This is a genomic window from Streptomyces sp. NBC_01506, from assembly GCF_045040295.1.
GTDB lineage: Bacteria > Actinomycetota > Actinomycetes > Streptomycetales > Streptomycetaceae > Streptomyces.
The window spans coordinates 4,060,439-4,078,700 of the sequence record NZ_CP109422.1; the positions used below are offsets into that span (position 1 = coordinate 4,060,439).

Annotated in this window: 8 protein-coding genes and 1 pseudogene; 6 read left to right on the plus strand and 3 right to left on the minus strand. The window is 73.0% G+C overall.

The annotated features are described in order from the left end of the window. Positions 1-22 precede the first annotated feature (22 nt). The 3 genes from OG329_RS17615 (at position 23) to OG329_RS17625 (ending at position 8,926) form a co-directional block, all read left to right on the plus strand. Positions 23-2,557, plus strand: coding sequence for a S8 family serine peptidase (locus OG329_RS17615; protein ID WP_405796219.1), 2,535 nt, complete (start codon positions 23-25; stop codon positions 2,555-2,557). Further along, positions 2,554-5,421 (plus strand): FG-GAP repeat domain-containing protein, encoded by a 2,868-nt coding sequence (locus tag OG329_RS17620; protein ID WP_405796221.1) that lies wholly within the window; start codon positions 2,554-2,556, stop codon positions 5,419-5,421. The genes OG329_RS17615 and OG329_RS17620 overlap by 4 nt, the downstream gene beginning before the upstream one ends. A 136-nt stretch (positions 5,422-5,557) precedes the next feature. After that, the gene (locus OG329_RS17625; RefSeq protein WP_405796223.1) at positions 5,558-8,926 is read left to right on the plus strand and encodes an ATP-binding protein; all 3,369 of its coding nucleotides are present in this window, start codon (positions 5,558-5,560) and stop codon (positions 8,924-8,926) included. 28 nt (positions 8,927-8,954) lie between these two features. Here OG329_RS17625 and OG329_RS17630 read toward each other — a convergent pair whose 3' ends face one another. Continuing rightward, the gene (locus tag OG329_RS17630; RefSeq protein WP_405801887.1) at positions 8,955-10,760 is read right to left on the minus strand and encodes an alkyl/aryl-sulfatase; all 1,806 of its coding nucleotides are present in this window, start codon (positions 10,758-10,760) and stop codon (positions 8,955-8,957) included. Positions 10,761-11,119: 359 nt separating this feature from the next. Here OG329_RS17630 and OG329_RS17635 point away from each other — a divergent pair, with 359 nt between their 5' ends. From OG329_RS17635 to OG329_RS17645, 3 genes are all read left to right on the plus strand, one after another. Then, a complete protein-coding gene (locus OG329_RS17635; RefSeq protein ID WP_405796225.1) occupies positions 11,120-11,572 on the plus strand; it encodes a YidH family protein in 453 nt (150 codons plus the stop codon). Beyond that, entirely contained in the window at positions 11,569-12,888 is a 1,320-nt protein-coding gene (locus tag OG329_RS17640) for a DUF2254 domain-containing protein (protein ID WP_405796227.1), read from the plus strand. The genes OG329_RS17635 and OG329_RS17640 overlap by 4 nt, the downstream gene beginning before the upstream one ends. A gap of 64 nt (positions 12,889-12,952) precedes the next feature. After that, the gene (locus OG329_RS17645) at positions 12,953-13,912 is read left to right on the plus strand and encodes a helix-turn-helix domain-containing protein (RefSeq protein WP_405796229.1); all 960 of its coding nucleotides are present in this window, start codon (positions 12,953-12,955) and stop codon (positions 13,910-13,912) included. Between the two features lie 87 nt (positions 13,913-13,999). Here the strand turns inward: OG329_RS17645 and OG329_RS17650 are convergent, their stop codons facing one another. Both OG329_RS17650 and OG329_RS17655 read right to left on the minus strand, forming a co-directional pair. Beyond that, the gene (locus tag OG329_RS17650) at positions 14,000-15,868 is read right to left on the minus strand and encodes a PA domain-containing protein (protein ID WP_405801889.1); all 1,869 of its coding nucleotides are present in this window, start codon (positions 15,866-15,868) and stop codon (positions 14,000-14,002) included. Positions 15,869-16,240: 372 nt separating this feature from the next. Continuing rightward, positions 16,241-17,737: pseudogene (locus tag OG329_RS17655) on the minus strand (S8 family serine peptidase); the annotation flags it as partial. Positions 17,738-18,262 lie beyond the last annotated feature (525 nt).

Sequence of the window (18,262 nt, forward strand, 5' to 3'; positions counted from 1 at the left end):
CCCTTTCCGGAGGAGCATCCCGATGCACCTGTCCCGATCGCCCCGGCGCAGACGCGCCGCGTGGGCGGCGGCCGTTCTTACCGCGGCCACTTTGTTGATCGGTCCGCTGCCCGCGGCGAGCGCCGCGGCCGATGCCGGCGTGCCCTCGCCGAAGGCCGACTCGGCCCTGCGGGAGGCCGTGGACCAGGGGGGTGAGGCATCGTTCTTCGTCGTCCTGAAGGACCGGGCCGACCTCTCCGGGGCCCGGGGCAAGCGCTCGCACGCCGCGAAGGCGAAGTCGGCGTACCAGGAGTTGCGCGCGAAGGCCGAGGACAGTCAGCGTTCGCTGACCGCCTTCCTCGACCGGGAGAAGGTCGGCCACCAGGATTTCTGGATCGCCAACGCCGTCCGGGTCACCGGGGACGAAGACCTCGTGAAGAAGCTCGAACGGCGGTCGGACGTCGATCGGATCGTCAAGGAGCGGCACTACCGGCTCGACGAGACACAAAGTCAGGTCGCCGACGTCGCCGCCGACGGCGACCCGGAGTGGGGCGTCAAGGACATCAAGGCCGACCAGGTCTGGTCGCGGTACGACAACCGGGGTGAGGGCATCGTCATCGCCAACATCGACTCCGGTGTGCAGTACGACCATCCGGACCTCGTCGCGAACTACCGTGGCAGCAACGGCGACGGCACCTTCACGCACGATTACAACTTCTACGACCCGACCGGCCGGTGCGCCACCGGCGGTGTCCCGTGCGACAACAACGGGCACGGCACGCACACCATGGGCACGATGGCCGGCCGGGGCGGCATAGGTGTCGCGCCGAACGCGACGTGGATCGCCGCCAAGGGCTGCGAGTCGTCCTCGTGTTCGGACGCGTCGCTGCTGGCGGCCGGTCAGTGGATCCTCGCCCCGACCGACCACACGGGGCAGAACCCGCGCCCCGAGCTGGCGCCCGACATCGTCAACAACTCGTGGGGCGGCGGCGACACGACGTTCTACCAGAACATCGTGGAGGCGTGGAACGCCGCGGGAATCTTCGAGGCGTTCGCCGCGGGCAACGACGGTGACGGCACGACCTGCTCCACCGCGCACGCACCGGGCGCGCAGGCGCCGGCCTACGGCGTCGGCGCGTACGACGTGGACGGCAAGATCGCCTCGTTCTCCGGTTTCGGCCCCTCGCCGGTCGACGGCTCCATGAAGCCGAACATCTCGGCACCGGGCGTCAACGTCCGTTCCGCCTGGCCGGGTTCGTCGTACAAGAGCGCGTCCGGTACGTCGATGGCGACCCCGCACATCGCGGGCGCCGTCGCCCTGCTGTGGTCGGCCGCGCCCTCCCTCATCGGTGACATCGACGGGACCCGCGCGCTGCTCGACGAGGGCGCGATCGACGTGGAGGACACGCACTGCGGGGGCACCGCCGCGATGAACAACGTGTGGGGCGAGGGCAAGCTCGACATCCTCGCCTCCGTCGACAAGGCCCCGCACACCGCCGGCACCGTCACCGGCCGGGTCACCGACAGCGCCACCGGCGCCGCGCTGCCCGGCGTCACCGTCACGGCCACGAACGCCGGCACCACCCGCTCGGTGACCACCGGCTCCGACGGCGCGTACCGGCTGTCGCTGCCCGCGGGCACCTACGACTTCTCGTACGGCGGCTACGGCTACGGCACCGGTTCGGTGAAGGGGCTCCAACTCGCCGTGGGCCAGGACCGGACCGAGAACGTCGCGCTCGACGCCGTACCGTCCCACGCCGTGTCCGGCACCGTCCTCGACGTCACCGGCAAGCCGCTCGCCCGCGCCACCCTCACCGTCGAGGGCGTCCCGGTGCCGGAGGTGACCACGGACGCGGCCGGCCGTTTCACCCTGCCGAAGGTCGCCGAGGGCTCCTACACCCTGACCACGGAACCCGCCGCGCCCGTGCTGTGCAACGGCGTCCGCGACACCGCGCTCACGGTGGACGGCGCCGAGACACTGACCGTCCGGCTCCCGGCGCGCACCGACGCCGCCGGCAACAACTGCGCCCCGGCCGCGTACGCGTGGATCGAGGGCTCCGCCAAGGTCGCCCTCAGCGGTGACGAGGACGCCAGGAACATCGCGCTGCCCTTCCCGGTGAAGCTGTACGGCGTCTCGTACACCAGCGCCGCCGTCACCACCAACGGTCTGGTCAACTTCCTCGCGCCGCGCGTCGGCGACTACACCAACACCGCCCTGCCGAGCGCGACGCAGCCGAACGGCATCGTCGCCGCCCTGTGGGACGACCTCACCCTCGACAAGAAGTCGAGCGTGCGCACGGCCACCACCGGCACCAACGGCAGCCGCAGGTTCGCCGTCGTGTGGAACGACGTGCTCTTCGCGGACGGTTCCGCGAACCGGGCCACCTTCGAGACGGTCTTCGACGAGGCCACCGGCGCCATCACGTTCCAGTACCGCTCCGTGCCGGGCAACGGCGCCAAGGCCACTGTCGGGATCGAGAACCAGAGCGGTATGGACGCCCTCCTCTACTCCTTCAACCAGCCGGTCCTGACCAACGGTTCGGCCATCCGTATCGCGCCGCAGGGAGCCACGTCATGACAGTCCGCACGTCCCGAAGAGCCCTTCGGCTCGCCTCCGCGCTGGTCGCGGCGGGCCTCGCGCTGACCGCGGCACCGCACGCGCTGGCCGCCGCCGACGACGACGGTTCGGCGATCAAGCTGACCAGCGAGCAGGTCAAGCAACTGACCGCGCGCGCACAGGTCGACGTCTATGGCGATGGCGATGGCGACGTGTCGACGTCCGACAACCGCCTGGATGCCGCCGATGACACCGCCGTCACCTTCACCGGCACCTCCACCCTGGAAGGTGTACGCGGTCTCGGCGCCACCGTGCCGGCCGGCCCCGGCGGCGGCTACTTCACGGTGCACAGCCTGGGCAACGTACAGCTCCACAAGGCCGACGGCAGCACGGCGTGGCAGCGCACCAACGCCTCCCTGTACGCGGACTGGCAGGTCAAGCCGTCCCGCGTCTGGCAGAGCGAGCCGTATCCGGCGCGCGTCCTGATGGGCTACAACGCGGTCAGCCCGTTCACGCCCGCCTCCGACCAGGGTTTCGACACCGGCGATCTGACGGGGGACGGCACCCCGGACATCGTGTTCTCGGCGAGTGTCGGCTCCACGCCCTACCGGCCGTTCACCTCGCCCTGCTCCACACTGCCCACCGGCACCTTCGTGACGGTGCTCGACGGCAGGACCGGGGTCACGCTGTGGTCGAAGCTGTACGCGTACGCCCAGTCCGTCAAGATCGTCGACGGCACCGTCCTCGTCGCCGACGCGCCGGACCACAACCAGAACGCCCCGGCAGCCGCGACAGCGACACTCACCGGAATCCGCTTCTCCTACGCCGACAACAAGCTGACCCCGGCGTCGACATGGACGTACGACACCGGGGAGACCACGGCCTCCTGGGGTGCCCTGGAGTCGGCCGGTGACGGCGGGGCGGCCGTCTCCTGGGACGTACGCAAGACCGCCACCTCGGCGTCGCGCAGCCGTACGCTCGTCCTCGACACGGCGGACGGTTCGGTCTCCTGGCAGCGCGACAGCGACCTCTACAGCCGCCAACTGCGCCTGGACGCCTCGCGCGGGCGGCTCGTGGGACTGGAGCAGTCCGACCCGACCGACGGCATGCGGTACGAGATCGTCTCGTACGCGCTGGGCGACGGTGCGCGCACGAGACTGGACAGCCGCGAGAACGCGGTGCCGACCGCCATGACGATCGGGGATCTGCGCGGCGACCGGAAGGCCGAGTACGCGGTCGCGGAGTCCACGTTCGACCCCTGGCTGTACGTGAACGCCGGCACCGTCCGGGTGCTTGACGGGTCGAGCCCGCAGACCGCCCTGTGGTCGCACACCACCAAGCGCGACGCCGACAACTCCCGTGACGGCGCGAGCACCTGGCGTCTTGACGTGGCGGACGGCCGACTGGTCACCTCCTCGCAGAGCGACCGGGGTCTCGGAACGGCCGACAATCCCGGCGGCGGCCGGATCGCCGATCTGACGGTGTTCGACGGTGACGGCGAGGTGCGCTGGGAGCACGAGGACACCACCGCGTCGCCGATGTTCCAGCAGGTCTTCCGCGACCGCAGCGGAACGCACGTGCGGGTCGTGGACCTGGAGCAGAACATCCGCGAGTACGACATCGGCCGGGGCCGCCAGGAGGAACTGACCCCGCTCCAGGGCGACTTGTCGTACGCGAAGGCGGTCGATCTCGACGGCGACAAGAAGCCGGACGTGGTCGCCGGCGGTACCTCTCACGGTGTGTGGGCCTACTCCGGCACCTCGCTGCTCGACGGCAGGCCGAAGAAGCTGTGGCAGGCCACCGTGGCCGGTCAGGTGCACCGGATCGAGACCGGCGACGTCAGTGGGGACAGCAGGCCCGAGATCGTCGTCGCCGCGGACAGCGCGACCGTCGTGCTCGACGGCCGTACCGGAAAGGTCCTGCGCACGATCGACGGCCAGGGCGCCTATGTCCGCTCCGTCACCGTCGCCGACCTCGACGGCAGGGGCAAGGACGAGATCGTCGTCCCGACCGACGCGCTGCGCGTCTACAGCGGAAGCGGCAAGCGGCTGTGGACGTACGCGGCGCCCGAGGGCTCCGGTGAAGTGGTCTTCTCCGACACGGCCGTGGGCGACGGACGGGTGTACACGCAGTACACCAGCGTCGGTGCGCTGGACCTCGAGGACCCGGTCGTGAACGGTGTCGCGCTCGACGGCGCCAAGGGCACGGTGCGCTGGACGGCGGACCCGAAGGCGCCGGCCCAGGCCGTGGACGGCAAGCTGCACGGCGCGCTCCTGGACCAGGGCGTCTACGCCTCGCCGCGGATCCCGTACGCGGACGGGCACGCGGTCGTCCACACCTGGATCATCTCGGCCGTGCCCGGCGCCTCATCGACCGAGGCCGCCAGCCCGCAGGTCGTCGTCCAGATCCGGGACGGGCGCACCGGCAAGGTGCTGCACGAGGCCGTCTCCGGCGGCCCCTGGTCGCACGGCAACTTCTTCACCGGCGACGAGGGCCTGTTCCTGACCAGCTTCGGCACCTTCCGGCTCTACGGTCCGGGCGGCCAGGACGGGCGCGGCTCGGTGGTCAGCAGCATGCGGACCGCGCAGTTCATCACCGGTCCGGGCGGGCGCAGGCTGCTGGCCGGCGGCACGGAGGCCGGGGTGGCGGCCTGGGACCCGTCGGTCGTCACCGACGGCCGGGTCTTCGCCTCCGGTGTCGGCGGTGCCACCCTCATGGGCGGCCGTAACTATCTCGCCACCGACCTCGACGGGGACGGCGCGGAAGAGATGATCGCGCTGAACTTCGACGACAGCGGATACGACCGGATGGCACAGGAGTTGGGCTCGCGCGTCAGCAGCGAGGACAACGGCATCCACCAGATGACCACGTACAAGCTGTCCTGACGCGTACGGCGCGTCCTGGCGGGGGCCGGTGTGACAACCGGCGCCCGCCGGGGCGTGACCCGGGGCATGACCCGGGCCGTGGCCCAGGCCGTGGCCCGGGGCTTCCATAACGTGTTCGATTACAGTGGCGCTTCTCATGAAGCCCCGGCCCTCGTCCTCCAGCACCGACAGCACGGCGCCCCTGCTCCGTCTGCGTCTGTTCGGTGGCTTTCGCGCGGAGCGCGACGAGGGACCGCCGCTCGCCGAGCGGTGGTCGCGGCCGAGCGCCCGGACCCTGGTGAAGCTTCTCGCGGTCGCCCCGCACCACCGGCTCCACCGCGACCAGGCCATGGACATCTGCTGGCCGGGCGCGGACCCGAGGGCCGCCGCCGTCAGCCTGCGCGTCACGCTGCACGCCGCGCGCCGCGCCCTGGAGCCCGAACTCGCGCCGCGTACGGCGTCGTCGTACCTCATCTCCGAAGGGTCGCTGCTGATGCTCGACCCGGCCACGGTGTGGATCGACGCCGAGCACGCGGAGCGGGCGGCCAGGGCCGCGCTCGCCTCGGGTGACGCCGACGCGCTGGCCGCCGCGCTCGCCCGGTTCTCCGACGAGCTGCTGCCCGAGGACCGTTACGCGACCTGGGCGCAGCCGCCTCGCGACCGACTGGCCGCGCTGCGGCAGGAGTTGCTGCTCGCGCTCGGGGCCGCGCATCTTCGGCGCGGCGCCGCCCAGGACGCCGTAGCCCTGGCCGAACAGGTCCTCGCGGTCGGTCCGGCGGAGGAACGGGCACACCAACTCCTCATGGAGATCTATCTGCTTCAGGGGCTGCGACGGCGTGCCGTGCGGCAGTACCAGGTGTGCCGGGACGCGCTCGACAAGGAGTTGGGCGTACGGCCGGGACCCGGGACGGAGCGGCTGCACCGGGCCGCCCTGGCGGCCGTACCCGCTCCCCCGGCGTCCGCCCCCGCACTGCCCCCGCCCCTGCGCAGGCCCGCCGCGACACCGCTGCGTGGTCGCGACGCGCTGCTGAAGAAGCTGCTCGGCACCGGCGGCCCTCCGGTCACGCTCCTCACCGGGGAGGCGGGCGTGGGCAAGACCCGGCTGGCCGGCGAGGTGGCGCGGCGGGCCGCCGTCCGGGGCACCGTCGTGCTGTGGGGCGGGGGGCACGACGCTGAGGGGCACACACCGTACGGGGCTTTCGCGGAGGTCCTGGACGGGTGGATGGCGGAGCGGGACGCCGCGGAGCGGGCGCGCGTCGGGGCCGAACACCCCGAACTGGCGACGTTCCTGCCCTCGCTCGGGGAGTTGGTCCAGGGCACCGGGCGCAGCCCCGAGGAGGAACGTGACCGGCTGTTCCGGGCGACGGCGGCGCTGCTCGGCGATCTCGCCGCCACCAGCCCGGTCCTGCTGGTCCTGGACGATCTGCACGCCGCCGACATCGGCTCGTTCCAGTTGCTGAGCCATCTGGCGCGCCGGTCGGCGGCCACGGGGGGAACGCGGCTGCGCTTTCTGGTGACCTGCCGCGAGGAGGAGCTGCCCGAGGCGGATCCGCGCCGGGCGGGTCTGGCGTCGCTGGTGCGCCACGCTCTGGCCGTACGCGAGGAGTTGGGGCGCCTGGACCGGGAGGCGTGTCTGGCCGTCGCGCGCGATGTCGGCGACGGGGGCGGGGGCGGGCACGACGAAGGCGCCGGGGGCGAGCGGGTGTGGGAACTCTCCCTCGGGAACCCGCTGTTCGCCGTCGAGCTGGCGCGTGCCCCCGCCGGCAAGGACACGAAGGACGCGCCGGAAGGGGTGCGCCAGTTGGTGGGCGAGCGCCTGCTGCGGCTCGACCGGGACACCCGGCGCGTGGTCGAGGCCGTGTCCGTCGCGGGCGGTGAGGTGGCCCTGTCCGAGCTGTACGACGTGGCCGCGCACGGGCTGCGCCCGGCGGTCCCCGCCGCCGCCGCGACCGACGCCCTGGACCGGGCCCTGAGCGCCGCGCTCATCGAGGAGCGGCAGGTCGTGGTGGCCGGGCGCCCCGAGGCGGGTCTCGCCTTCCGGCACCCCCTGGTCCGTCTCACCTGCTACGAGCAGTTGAGTTCCGTACGCCGCAGACAGTTGCACACCGCGTTCGCGCAGGCGGTGCTGCGCCGGCGCCCCGACGCCGTCGACGCCCTCGCCTCGCACTTCGCACGCGCCGACGACCCGCGTGCCGCGGAGTATCTGCGCCGGGCCGCCGAACGCGCCGCCGCTCTGTACGCCAACGACACCGCCGACCGCTACTACCGTGACCTGGTGGCGCGGCTCGACGTGGACGCGGCTCGCGCCCGGCTCGCCCACGCCCAAGTGCTGCGCCGCATGGGTGACTTCACGCGGGCGGCCGAGGTGCTGCGCGTCGCGCTCGCGGAGTTCTCCCGGCGCGGCGACCACGACGACGCGGTCCTGGCGGCGGCGCGTCTTGCCGAGACACTGCTGCGCACGGGCGTCCCGGAGGCCGGAGGTGACGTGCTGCGTACGCACCCGGTGACCGCGCGGACGGCGGCGGAGCCGGCCGCGGCCCACTTCCTCGCGCTGTCGGTCATCCAAGGGGCCCTGGGCGGGCACGAGGACGGATACGCGACCGCCCGGCGCGCCCTGTCGGCCGCGCGCCAGGTGCCCGGTACGTCGGGGAAGGGCCTGGTGGCTCGCGCCTACGCGCTCCAGGCCACCAATCTGGGCCTGGCCGGCCGTCTCGACGAGGCACGCGGGGCGGGCGATCAGGCCCTCGCGCCCGCCGAGGCGTGCGGCGATCCGACGCTCCTGGGGACGGTTCTGTCGACCGTACGGGAGAACGCCCGGCGCGCCGGGCGGCTGCGGGAGGCCGTCACCATCGGACAGCGCGCCCTGGACCTCGCCGAGCGGTCGGGCGATCCCACCGCCGCCGCGTTCGAGCGGGCGAACCTCGCCGAACTGTGGCTGCTGCTCGGGGAGCCGGACACGGCCCGCCCGCTCGCCGAGGCGGCGGTCGCGGTCGCCGAGACGGACGCCGTCTGGTGCCTCCCCTACGCCCTGGCGACCCTGGCCCGTGTGCGGTCGGGTACGGGCGACGCCTCGGGCGCGACGGCCCTGCTGGACCGCGCGGGGCCGTTCACCGCCGGACCGCGGGACTGGCAGGCGGAGTTCGAGGTACGTACGGCACGCGCCGAACTCGCCCTGTCCGCGTCCCGCCCGGACGACGCCCTCGACGCGCTCGGCGGCTTCGCCGACGACGCCCCGGTGGTGGTGGCCTGGTGCGAACTGCTGTCGGGACAGGCCGAGTCGGCGGTGCGCCGTGCGCGCGGCGAGGTGGAGCGGACCGTACGTACCGGAGAACGCCTCGCCGAGGTCGAGGCACGGATAGCCCTCGGCGCGTCCCTGTCCCGGCTCGGCCGTACGACGCAGGGAGAAGCCGAGCTGGCACGGGCCGGGTCGTTGGCCGAGGCGCTGCCCTACCCGGCGGGAGCGCGCCGGGTGACCGAGGCCCGCGCGCTGGTCGGCGATGCCCCGGAAGAACACCGGAGCGGGTGACGGCCGGCAGGTCGCCCCGGTCGGCCGGTCAGGGCGTGACGATGGCGAAGTCCGGGTCGGGGTCGGTGAGATGGCCGAGGAGTTCGGTCAGTTTGCCCGCGTCGCCGGTGATCTTCACGCCGGGACGTCGCGCCAGGTCGGCGGGGCTCACCGTACCCAGCAGCAGGGCGCGCAGGTCCGACTCCGCCAGGGCGATCTCGACCTGCGGATCGGCCACGGCCGGCCCGCTGCCGGTGGTGTGGGTGAGGACACCGTTGTGCAGGCGCAGGGTGATGGGGTCCTGGCCCTTGAGGTTCCACTTGACGGCGATGTCCGCGTCCCAGGCGTGCGGGCCGTCCACCCGGATCGCCGCGGCGTCGAAGAGCTGGTCCAGCGTCAGGGCGGCGAGCAGGTCGGGGGGCGTGGTGTCGGTGGGCGTGCCGACCGAACCGTGGCGCAGTTCATGGGTGCCGGTCAGATAGAAGTTGCGCCAGGTGCCGTTCTCGCTTCCGTAGCCGAGCTGTTCCAGCGCGTCGGCCTGGAGCGTGCGGGCGTCGGCGTGTTTCGGGTCGGCGAACAGGACGTGGTTGACGACCTGGACCACCCATCGGAAGTCGCCGTCGGCGAAGGACTGTCGGGCCCGGCGTACGACGTCGTCGGCGCCGCCCATGAACTCCACGTACCGGCGGGCGGCCTCGGTCGGGGGATGCTCCCACAGATGGGCCGGGTTGCCGTCGAACCAGCCCAGGTAACGCTGGTAGATCGCCTTGGTGTTGTGGCTGACGGAGCCGTAGTAGCCGTGGGTGTGCCAGGCGCGTTCGAGGGCGGGCGGCATCCGCATGGCCTCGGCGATCTCCGGGCCGGTCAGCCCCTGGTTGAGCATGCGCAGCGTCTGGTCGTGCAGATAGGCGTACAGATCGCGCTGCTCGGACAGGAAGCGGGTCAGCCGCTCGCGGCCCCACGTCGGCCAGTGGTGGGAGGCGAACGCGACGTCCGAGGCGCCGGCGAACAGGTTGATCGCCTCGGTGAGGTACTGGGCCCAGATCCTGGGGTCGCGGACCTCGGCGCCGCGCAGGGTGAGCAGATTGTGCTGGTTGTGGGTGGCGTTCTCGGCCATGCACAGGGCGGAGCGGTCGGGGAAGTGGATGTTCAGCTCGGCGGGGGCCTCGGTGCCGGGGGTGAGCTGGAAGACCATACGGATGCCGTCGACACTCTCGCTCTGGCCGGTGTGGGTGATGTCGAGCGTCGGCGGGATCAGGCCGACTGCACCGGTGGACACCGTGAGGCCCAGTCCCGCGCCGATCTGGCCGCGTTCGCCCTTGGGCAGCGCCGCGCCGTACATATAGGCGGAGCGCCGGCTCATGGCCGTACCGGCGTAGACGTTCTCGCTGACCGCGTGGTCCAGGAAGCCCTGCGGCGCGAGGACCGGCACGCCGTCGGCGATGTCCTGGTCGGTGACCACTCCGCGTACGCCCCCGAAGTGGTCGACGTGGCTGTGCGTGTACAGCACGCCCGTCACGGGGCGGTCGCCCCGGTGGGCGCGGTACAGGGCGAGACCGGCGGTCGCGGTCTCGGCGGTCAGCAGCGGGTCGATGACCAGGATGCCGCGTTCGCCCTCGACGAGCGTCATGTTGGACAGGTCGAAGCCGCGGATCTGATAGATACCGTCCGTCACCTCGAACAGACCGTGGTCGGCGCAGAGCCGGCTCTGCCGCCACAGGCTCGGGTTGGCGGTGTCCGGGCAGTCCCGGTCCAGGAATCCGTACGCGTTCAGATCCCATACGGCGCGTCCGCCGCTGTCGGTGATCAGGTTGTCCGACGCCGTTCCCATGAAGCCGCGCCTGGCGTCCTCCATGTCCTGCGTGTCGTCGAACGGCAGGCGCGTCTTGAGCGCGGCGTTGGCGTCCGCGATCGCCGACTGCGCGGGCCGGGGCTCGGTGTGCTGGGACAACGTGGTCTCCCTTGCCGGCGGAGATGGGGCCGGGCGCGGGGCGGCACGACCGTCTCCACCTTCTGACGGCCGGTCGCGTTCCACGAGTGCACCTGCTCCATTCAGGGGCCCGCGCGTGGCCCGGCCCCGGTGGGGGGGGGATCACCCGCGTGGGCCCGCCGGGTAGCGGCGTCGGGCGCGCTCACCGAGCGTGGGGAGCGTCCGGACGAAGGAGGCGCCATGGCGGGACGGATCGTGACCCTGACCGCGCCGGGGGAGCGCTGATGCCCGACGACAAGGACCCGGCCGCGCGTTCGTCCTCCGGCTCCGGTTCCGGTTCCGGCTCCGGCTCCGGCTCCGGCTCGAAGGACGGCCCCGAGCCGCCGGCGGGCGGGCCCTGGTGGCAGCGGGGCGAGGAGCCCGACTACCGGGCCACCATGGCCAACGAGCGCACTCTGCTGGCCTGGTCACGTACCGCGCTGGCGCTGCTGGCCGCCGCTTTCGTGGTCGTCAAGCTCACCGACATCACTCCCCGCGAACTGCGTCTGGGGCTGGCCACGTATCTCATCGCGCTGGCGGGCGGTGTCACGGTCGCCGGATACCTCCAGTGGCGCGTACGCCAGGCCCGGATGCGCCACCAGCGGCCCCTGGGCCGCAACGTCAGCCCGGTCTCGCTCACGGCGGCGCTGCTGGTGCTCGTCGGTTTCGTCCTCGCGGTCATCGTCCTCGCGTCATGAGCAGGGGCGGCGGCGGGTGGCGGAACCCGCTGTCCGCGCGGGTGCGGCGCCGTCCCAGCCGCTCGCCCCGGGCGGCCTGGCCCAACCGTGGCCTGGCCGTCGCGCTCGTCGCGGGCGGTGCCCTGCTCGGCTGGTGGCTGCCGCACGCGGAACGGAACCACCAACTCGGCGGCCTGTCCTATGCCCCGGCCGCCGCCCAGGCCACCCTCGGCGCGATCGCCGCGGGCATCATCACCCTCACCGGGTTCGTCCTGACGGCGGTCACCCTGGTCGTCCAGTCCGTGCAGAGCATGTCCCCCCGACTCGCCGGAATCCTGGGCTACTTCGAACGCTCGCTGGTGCTGTTCGGCGCCCTCACCGGCACGGCCGTCTACGCCCTGGTCGTGCTGGCGCAGGTCGGCGACGAGCATGTGCCGCATCTGTCCGTCACGCTGGCCATCGTCCTCGTCGTGCTGTCCACCGGGATGATCCTGGGCACCCTCGCCGGACTGCGTGAGGTCATCACCGGCGGCGGTCTCGTACGCACCGTGGGCCAGCGGCTGCACGCGGCCCTCGACCACACCTGGCTCGACACCCACCCGCCGGAACCGGCCGCCACCACACCACCGGCCGGGCACCGGCCCGGCGACACCGTACTCACGGCGGCAGGCGGCGGAGTCGTCCAGTACGTCAACGGCCCGGCCGTCGCGGCGATCGCGGGCCGCAACGATGTCCGGGTCATCTGCCTGACGGCCGTCGGCGGCTTCGTCGAACCGGGTACGCCCCTCCTGCGCGTCACGCCCGTGGCACCGCCCGCGACGCTCCCCGAGGCCGATGCCCGACGCCTGGTCCGCGCCGTACGCCTCGGCCCCTCGCGGCGCATCGACCACGACCCCGCCTACGGGCTGCGCCTCCTGGTCGATGTCGCGATCCGGGCCCTGTCGCCCGCCGTCAACGACCCGACGACAGCCGTCCAGGCCCTCGACCAGATCGAGGCGGCCCTGCTGCGGCTCGCCACCCGCCCGCTCGCCCACGCGTCCGTACGCGACCGGGCCGGCACCGTCCGCGTCACCGTCCCCCGCCCCGACTGGGACGCGCTCCTGGACCTCTCCCTCGCCGAGATCCTTGCCTACGGCGCCGATTCGCTCCAGGTCCAGCGCCGGCTGCGCGCCCTGCTCGACACCGTCGCCCGCGCCCTCCCCCCGTCCCGCGCCGCCACCCTCGCCCCGTACCGCGCCGTCCTCGACCGCACCGCCCACGCCCTGCCCGACCCCTCGATGACCCGCACGGCCACCACCCCCGACCCGCAGGGCCTGGGCGGACCGGCGCCGGTCTGAGGCGGGCCCGCCCAAGCGACCTGCGACACTGCGGGCACGCCGGTTCAGCGCGTGGAGAGCGGAGGTGGGAGCCACGGTGGGCCTGGAGGATCTGGGACTCACGGCGGACGAGAACGCCGTCTACGAGGTGCTGATAGGGCTCCCTTCGTCGGACCGCGCCGAGTTGGCCGACACGGTCGCGCTGCCGGTCGGGCGGACGGACACCGCGCTGCGCGCGTTGGTGGACAGGGGCCTGGTCGTCCTGGTGGCCGACGGCCTGCGTTACGCGGCGGCACCCCCCACCGTCGCCCTCGGGGCCGAACTCGCCGCCCACCGCGAGCGCCTGCACCGTGCCGAACTCTCCGTGGCGCGGCTCGCGGAGACATACCGCGTGGCGACCGCCGACCGGGCCCAGCGCGAACTCGTGGAGATCGTCGAGGGCGTCGACGCGATCCGCACCCGCTACCTCCAGCTCCAGCTCTCCGCCCGCGCCACCATCGACATCTTCTCGGCCGGCACGCCCCGCGCGGTCACCCCGGCGGACAGCGCGGAGGTGACGGCCATCTCCCGCGACGTACGGGTGCGAGCCGTCATCGACCAGGGGTTCCTGGCCGAGCGGGGCGCGGCGGACCATGTGGCGCAGTCCCTCGCCGACGGTGTGCAGGTACGCACCGTCACCGAGGTCCCCTACAAGCTGATCCTGTGCGACGGCGCCGTGGCGATGCTGCCGCTGCACGGACGCGGCGCCGACGTGGTCCCGGCCGTGGTGCTGCGCGGCGGACTCGCCCATGTGGCACGGGAGTTGTTCGAGCAGGTGTGGGAGGGTGCCCGCCCTTACCAGACGCGGGCGCACGCGGACATCGACGCCGCCGACGCGCACATCCTGCGGCTGCTGCTGGCCGGTCTGACGGACACGGCGGTGGCCGGACAGGCGGGGATGTCCGTACGCACCGTTCAGCGCAGGCTCCACGCGCTCATGGCCAGGGCCGGTGCGACGACACGTCTCCAACTGGGCTGGTACGCCAGGGACCGGGGCTGGATCTGACGCGCCGGGATCCGGCCGGGGGCGGGCCGGTCGCCCGGCCCGCCCCCGCCCCCCGTCTCCCGCCCCCCGCTCCCCGCTCCCCCGCTCTCAGCGCAGCGTGAGCGCCCTGATGACGTCCTGCTGGACGGACAGTCCGCCGGGCGCCGTGGCGGCGGCGCGCAGCGACACCGCACGCGCGTCGCGCGGCGTGCTCACCGTCGTGGTCCACCGTCCGTCGCCGGTCCGCTTCAGCTTGGCGTCCCGCCAGGTCACCCCGTCGTCGTACGACACCTGGAGCGTGGCGGCGTCCGCTGTCACCGAACCGGGGAACGTGGCCGCGCTCAGTTCGACCTCGAGGCGTTTACCGGCCCGCGCCGAGCCCTGGAGATCCGTGTCGACGTCGTACCCCAGATTCAGCAGCGGCAGATCAGCGCGCGACGCCGGGACGGTCGGCAGCGGCTCGTAGTCGAAGCCCCACGTGGTGCTCGTACGCGTCGACGTGCCCCAGCCGGCGACCGAACGCTCCGCGGTCGCCACGAGCTTGTACGGGCCCGCGGTCAGGCTGGACGCCCGGCCGGCCCGCGCGTTGAACGCCGCCACCCGCGTGTCACCCCGGTACAGCTCCGTCCGCGCGGGGCCGCCCCACCCGATGTGGCCGTCGTCGCCGCCCGACAGCATCGGGATGTTCCAGTGCAGCGCGCCGGCGCTCATCTGGTACGCGGCGTATCCCTCACCCAGCCGCGGGGCCTGGACCGGCTTGAACCACGCGCCGTCGTAGGGCCGTCCGGCCGCGTACGACGTCATGTGGCCGCTCTCGCGGTAGCCCGCCGCGTCGCCCAACCCCTCGTGCTGCTCCCACCAGGTGCCGAGGCCCGCCGTCCGCGGGGTGACGTACTCGGTGACGGTGCGGCCGTAGCGCTCGTACGCGTCGCCGCCGAGTGCCGGGCCCCAGGCCGGGACGAAGTAGCGCCCGCCGACGCCGAGCGTGCCGGGCGCCGCGTAGAAGCTGTTGTCCACCCGGGCCAGGTCCTTGTCACGCGGCTGGTGGCGCAGCGCCTCGGCCGTGACGCTTCCCTCGAACTTCTGCACCATGTCGTACGTGTACTGCGGGTACTGCCGCTGGGTGACCCGCAGGCTGCCGTGGCCGGATCTGGCCTCGGCGATCAGGCGCGCGCCCGCGTCGTGCCCCACGGAGGCGACGGTGACCTCACCGCTGCCGGCGTAGGTCTGGTTGAGGCGCCCGGGGCGGTCGTTGACGACGAGCAGCATCGCGGCCCCGGCGTCGACGGCCGCCTTCGCCCGCGCGCTCGCGGCGACGGTGTCGTCGCGGTCGATCACCACGGCTCTGCCGCGCGCGTCGAGCCCCGCGTAGTCGGCGGCGGCGCCCCGGCCCGCGTACACGGTCTCCAGGGTGCGGGTTCCGTCGTGGAAGGTGGTCTTCGGCTGGGCGAGAAGCGTGACGTCGTGTCCGCTGCCGGTCCGCGCGTCGAGCGCCTTCTGCCGCATCCGCCAGTGCAGGAACGCGTCGGTCGAACCGTCCGCGGCCTTCTCGGTCGGCGTCAGATAGACGGAGTCGTACGCGGCCGACAGGAGCATGGAGGTGGACCAGTCGTGGTCCGCGGGATCGGCGTAGTCACGCGAGAGGCCGAAGACCGCCATGGTCGTCTCGCTCTCCCGCTCCGGTGTCACTTGCGCCTTGCGCGCGGTGCTCGCGTCCAGCGTGGCGGTCGCCTTCGGGTGGTCCGCGTCGAGCCGGACCTCGGGGGCGAGAAGGAGTGCCTTGCCGAGCGAGTCGGGGTCGTCGCCGGGGATGTCCGTGTACGACGAGGAGGAATAGCGGCCCGGCGGCAGGCGCAGCGTGATCTCCCCGGTGACGTCCAGGTAGGTGGGCTGCTCGGCGGCGGGGTCGTAGAGGACGACCGAGTCCGTGGTGGGCTTGCCTTCACGGTCCCTCACCTTGACCGTGTAGTCGTACATCTCCCGCTCCTTGAACAGGGCGAAGCCGGTGTGCGCGACCGTGTCGCCGGAGGCCGCGTCGGTCGCGGTGACCTGTCCGGAGAAGGTGGTCCCCGGCTCGGCCCCGGTGGGGTCGAGGGTCAGCGTGACCTCGGCGGTGTCATCCGCCGGGACGGACACCCGCGCCGCCGACAGCGTGTAGAGGTCGTCGTCGGCGCCCGTGGTGAGGTCGAGGGTGATGCCGGTGGCACCGTTGTTGCGGTAGGTGATCGTGCGGACGGCCGGCTTCGCGCCGGCGTTCGGCCAGTTGTAGGCGGCGACCGCCACCGAACCGGTCGCCTCGACCGTGGTGTCCACGGCGGCGGCCACGTCGACCCGGCCGGTGCCGACCTCGTACGGCGTCTGCGCCGTCCGCCGCGAGGTGGTCATCAGCGCGTCCTTGACGCGTTCACCGCTCCAGTCGGGGTGACGCTGCTTCAGGATCGCGGCGGCGCCCGAGACGAGCGGCGTGGCCATCGACGTACCGCTCATGGTCCGGTAGGGGCCGCCGGTCCAGCCCGGTACCGACTGCTAGGCGGCGGCGGTGACGTCCACCCCGGGCGCCGCGACGTCCGGCTTCAGCCCGTGGCCGCCGGACAGCGGGCCCTGGCTGGAGAAGCCCGCCCGCTCGTCGTCCTTGTCGACGGCGGCCACGGTCAGCGCGGCCGCGGCGGCTCCCGGGGCGCCGATGGTCCCCGGGTCGTAGGCGTTGCCCGCGGCGATCACGTACAGCGGACCGCCGTCGGCCGACAGCGTGTTCACGGCCTGCGACATGGGGTCGTCGCCGTCGGACGGGACGCTGGAGCCCAGGCTCATCGACACGATGTCGGCGCCCTGTTCCTTGGCCCACTCCATGCCGGCGATCGCGTCGGAGTCGGCGCCCGAACCCGAGTCGCCGAGCACCTTGCCGACCAGCAGCCGCGCGCCGGGGGCGGCGCCCTTCTCCTTGCCGTCCGAGGCGGCTCCGGTGCCCGCGACGGTGGAGGCGACATGCGTGCCGTGACCGTTGCCGTCGTCCACGCCCTGACCGGCGACGAAACTCTTCGACGCGTCGACCTGGCCGACGAGGTCGGGGTGGTCGAGATCGGCGCCGGTGTCGAGGACCGCGACCCTCACACCCGTTCCGTCGTAGCCCTTCCGCCAGGCGTCGTCCGCATTGATCTGCGCGGTGTCGTCGGCGAGCGAGGCCGTCACCCGCCCGTCGAGCCACAGCTTGCCGATACCGCCCGCGAGCGTGCGCGGCGCCTCGCCGGGCGCGACGTCCTGCCAGAACGTCCGCGCGTCGTCCTTGTCCGTGTGCAGCGCGATCGCGTCGACGGAGCTGAGCGTACGGACCTTCGTCGCGCCCTCGGGTACCTGAGGGGGCCGGGCGGACCGTCCCTGCGACCCCTGCGACCCCTGCGGTCCCTGCGGTCCCTGCGCCGAGGCCGTCGCGATCAGCGGCACGGACGCGTGGCGGGCGTCGTCGTACCCCATCGCCACCAGAGCGGTGACGTCGAACAGACGCGGGTCGAGCCTGTCGGCGGCCAGCAGCGGCATGGCCCGCGTCGGCACCACAAAGGTGTGGTCGCCCTGGGTGCTCACCTGCACGCCGCCGGTGTCCGGGTCGGCGGGGTCGACCGTCACGATGTCGTTGCCGGCGGGCAGATCGGTGTAGTGGACGACATCACCGGTGACCAGAGTGATGTCGTACGACTCGCCCTCGGGAGCACTCGCCGAATTCGCCGAGGCGGCCACGGAGGGGTCCGCCGCCGCGGCCGGCACCCCCGCCCATCCGAGGGGCGCCATGGTCAGTGCCATGGTCAGCGCGGTGGCGGCCGGCAGCGACCGGCGGTTGGTTATGGATCTCATGGAACGGGTCTAACGGGCGGGACGGGGGTTGCACAGTCATATCGGGTGGCGAACATCCGACATGGCGGAAACCGGACCGCGACCCCCGTCGCCGCCGCACGTCAGTGACAGCTCAGTGTTCTGTCAGCACGGACAGGGAGTACCGAAGTGCCGGTACGACGACCGACCGGGCACCTCGGACGAACTCGAGCGCGAGGTCGGCGAGGAGCGGCTGGAGGGCGTCTCCTGGGACGGCCGCCGCGCTGCGCCGGCCCGCACCGGACGACCTCCTCGTCACGCCGACCGGCAAGTCGCCCTGAATCCCCGGACGTTGTGGCTCCCACCCGCTCCCGGGCTCGACCACGAAGGCGGCCCCATGCAGAGAATCCACTTCACCGTCGCCGACCTCGCCCGCGTCCGGCTGAAGATCACCGCGGGACCGCTGGTGGAGTCGGCCTTCGCCCGCGGACTGCTCGGGCGCGGCGTCGGCCGGTGCCCGTCCGCGCGGCGACGGACGATCTGTCACGGATCTGGCGGGCCGCGGTG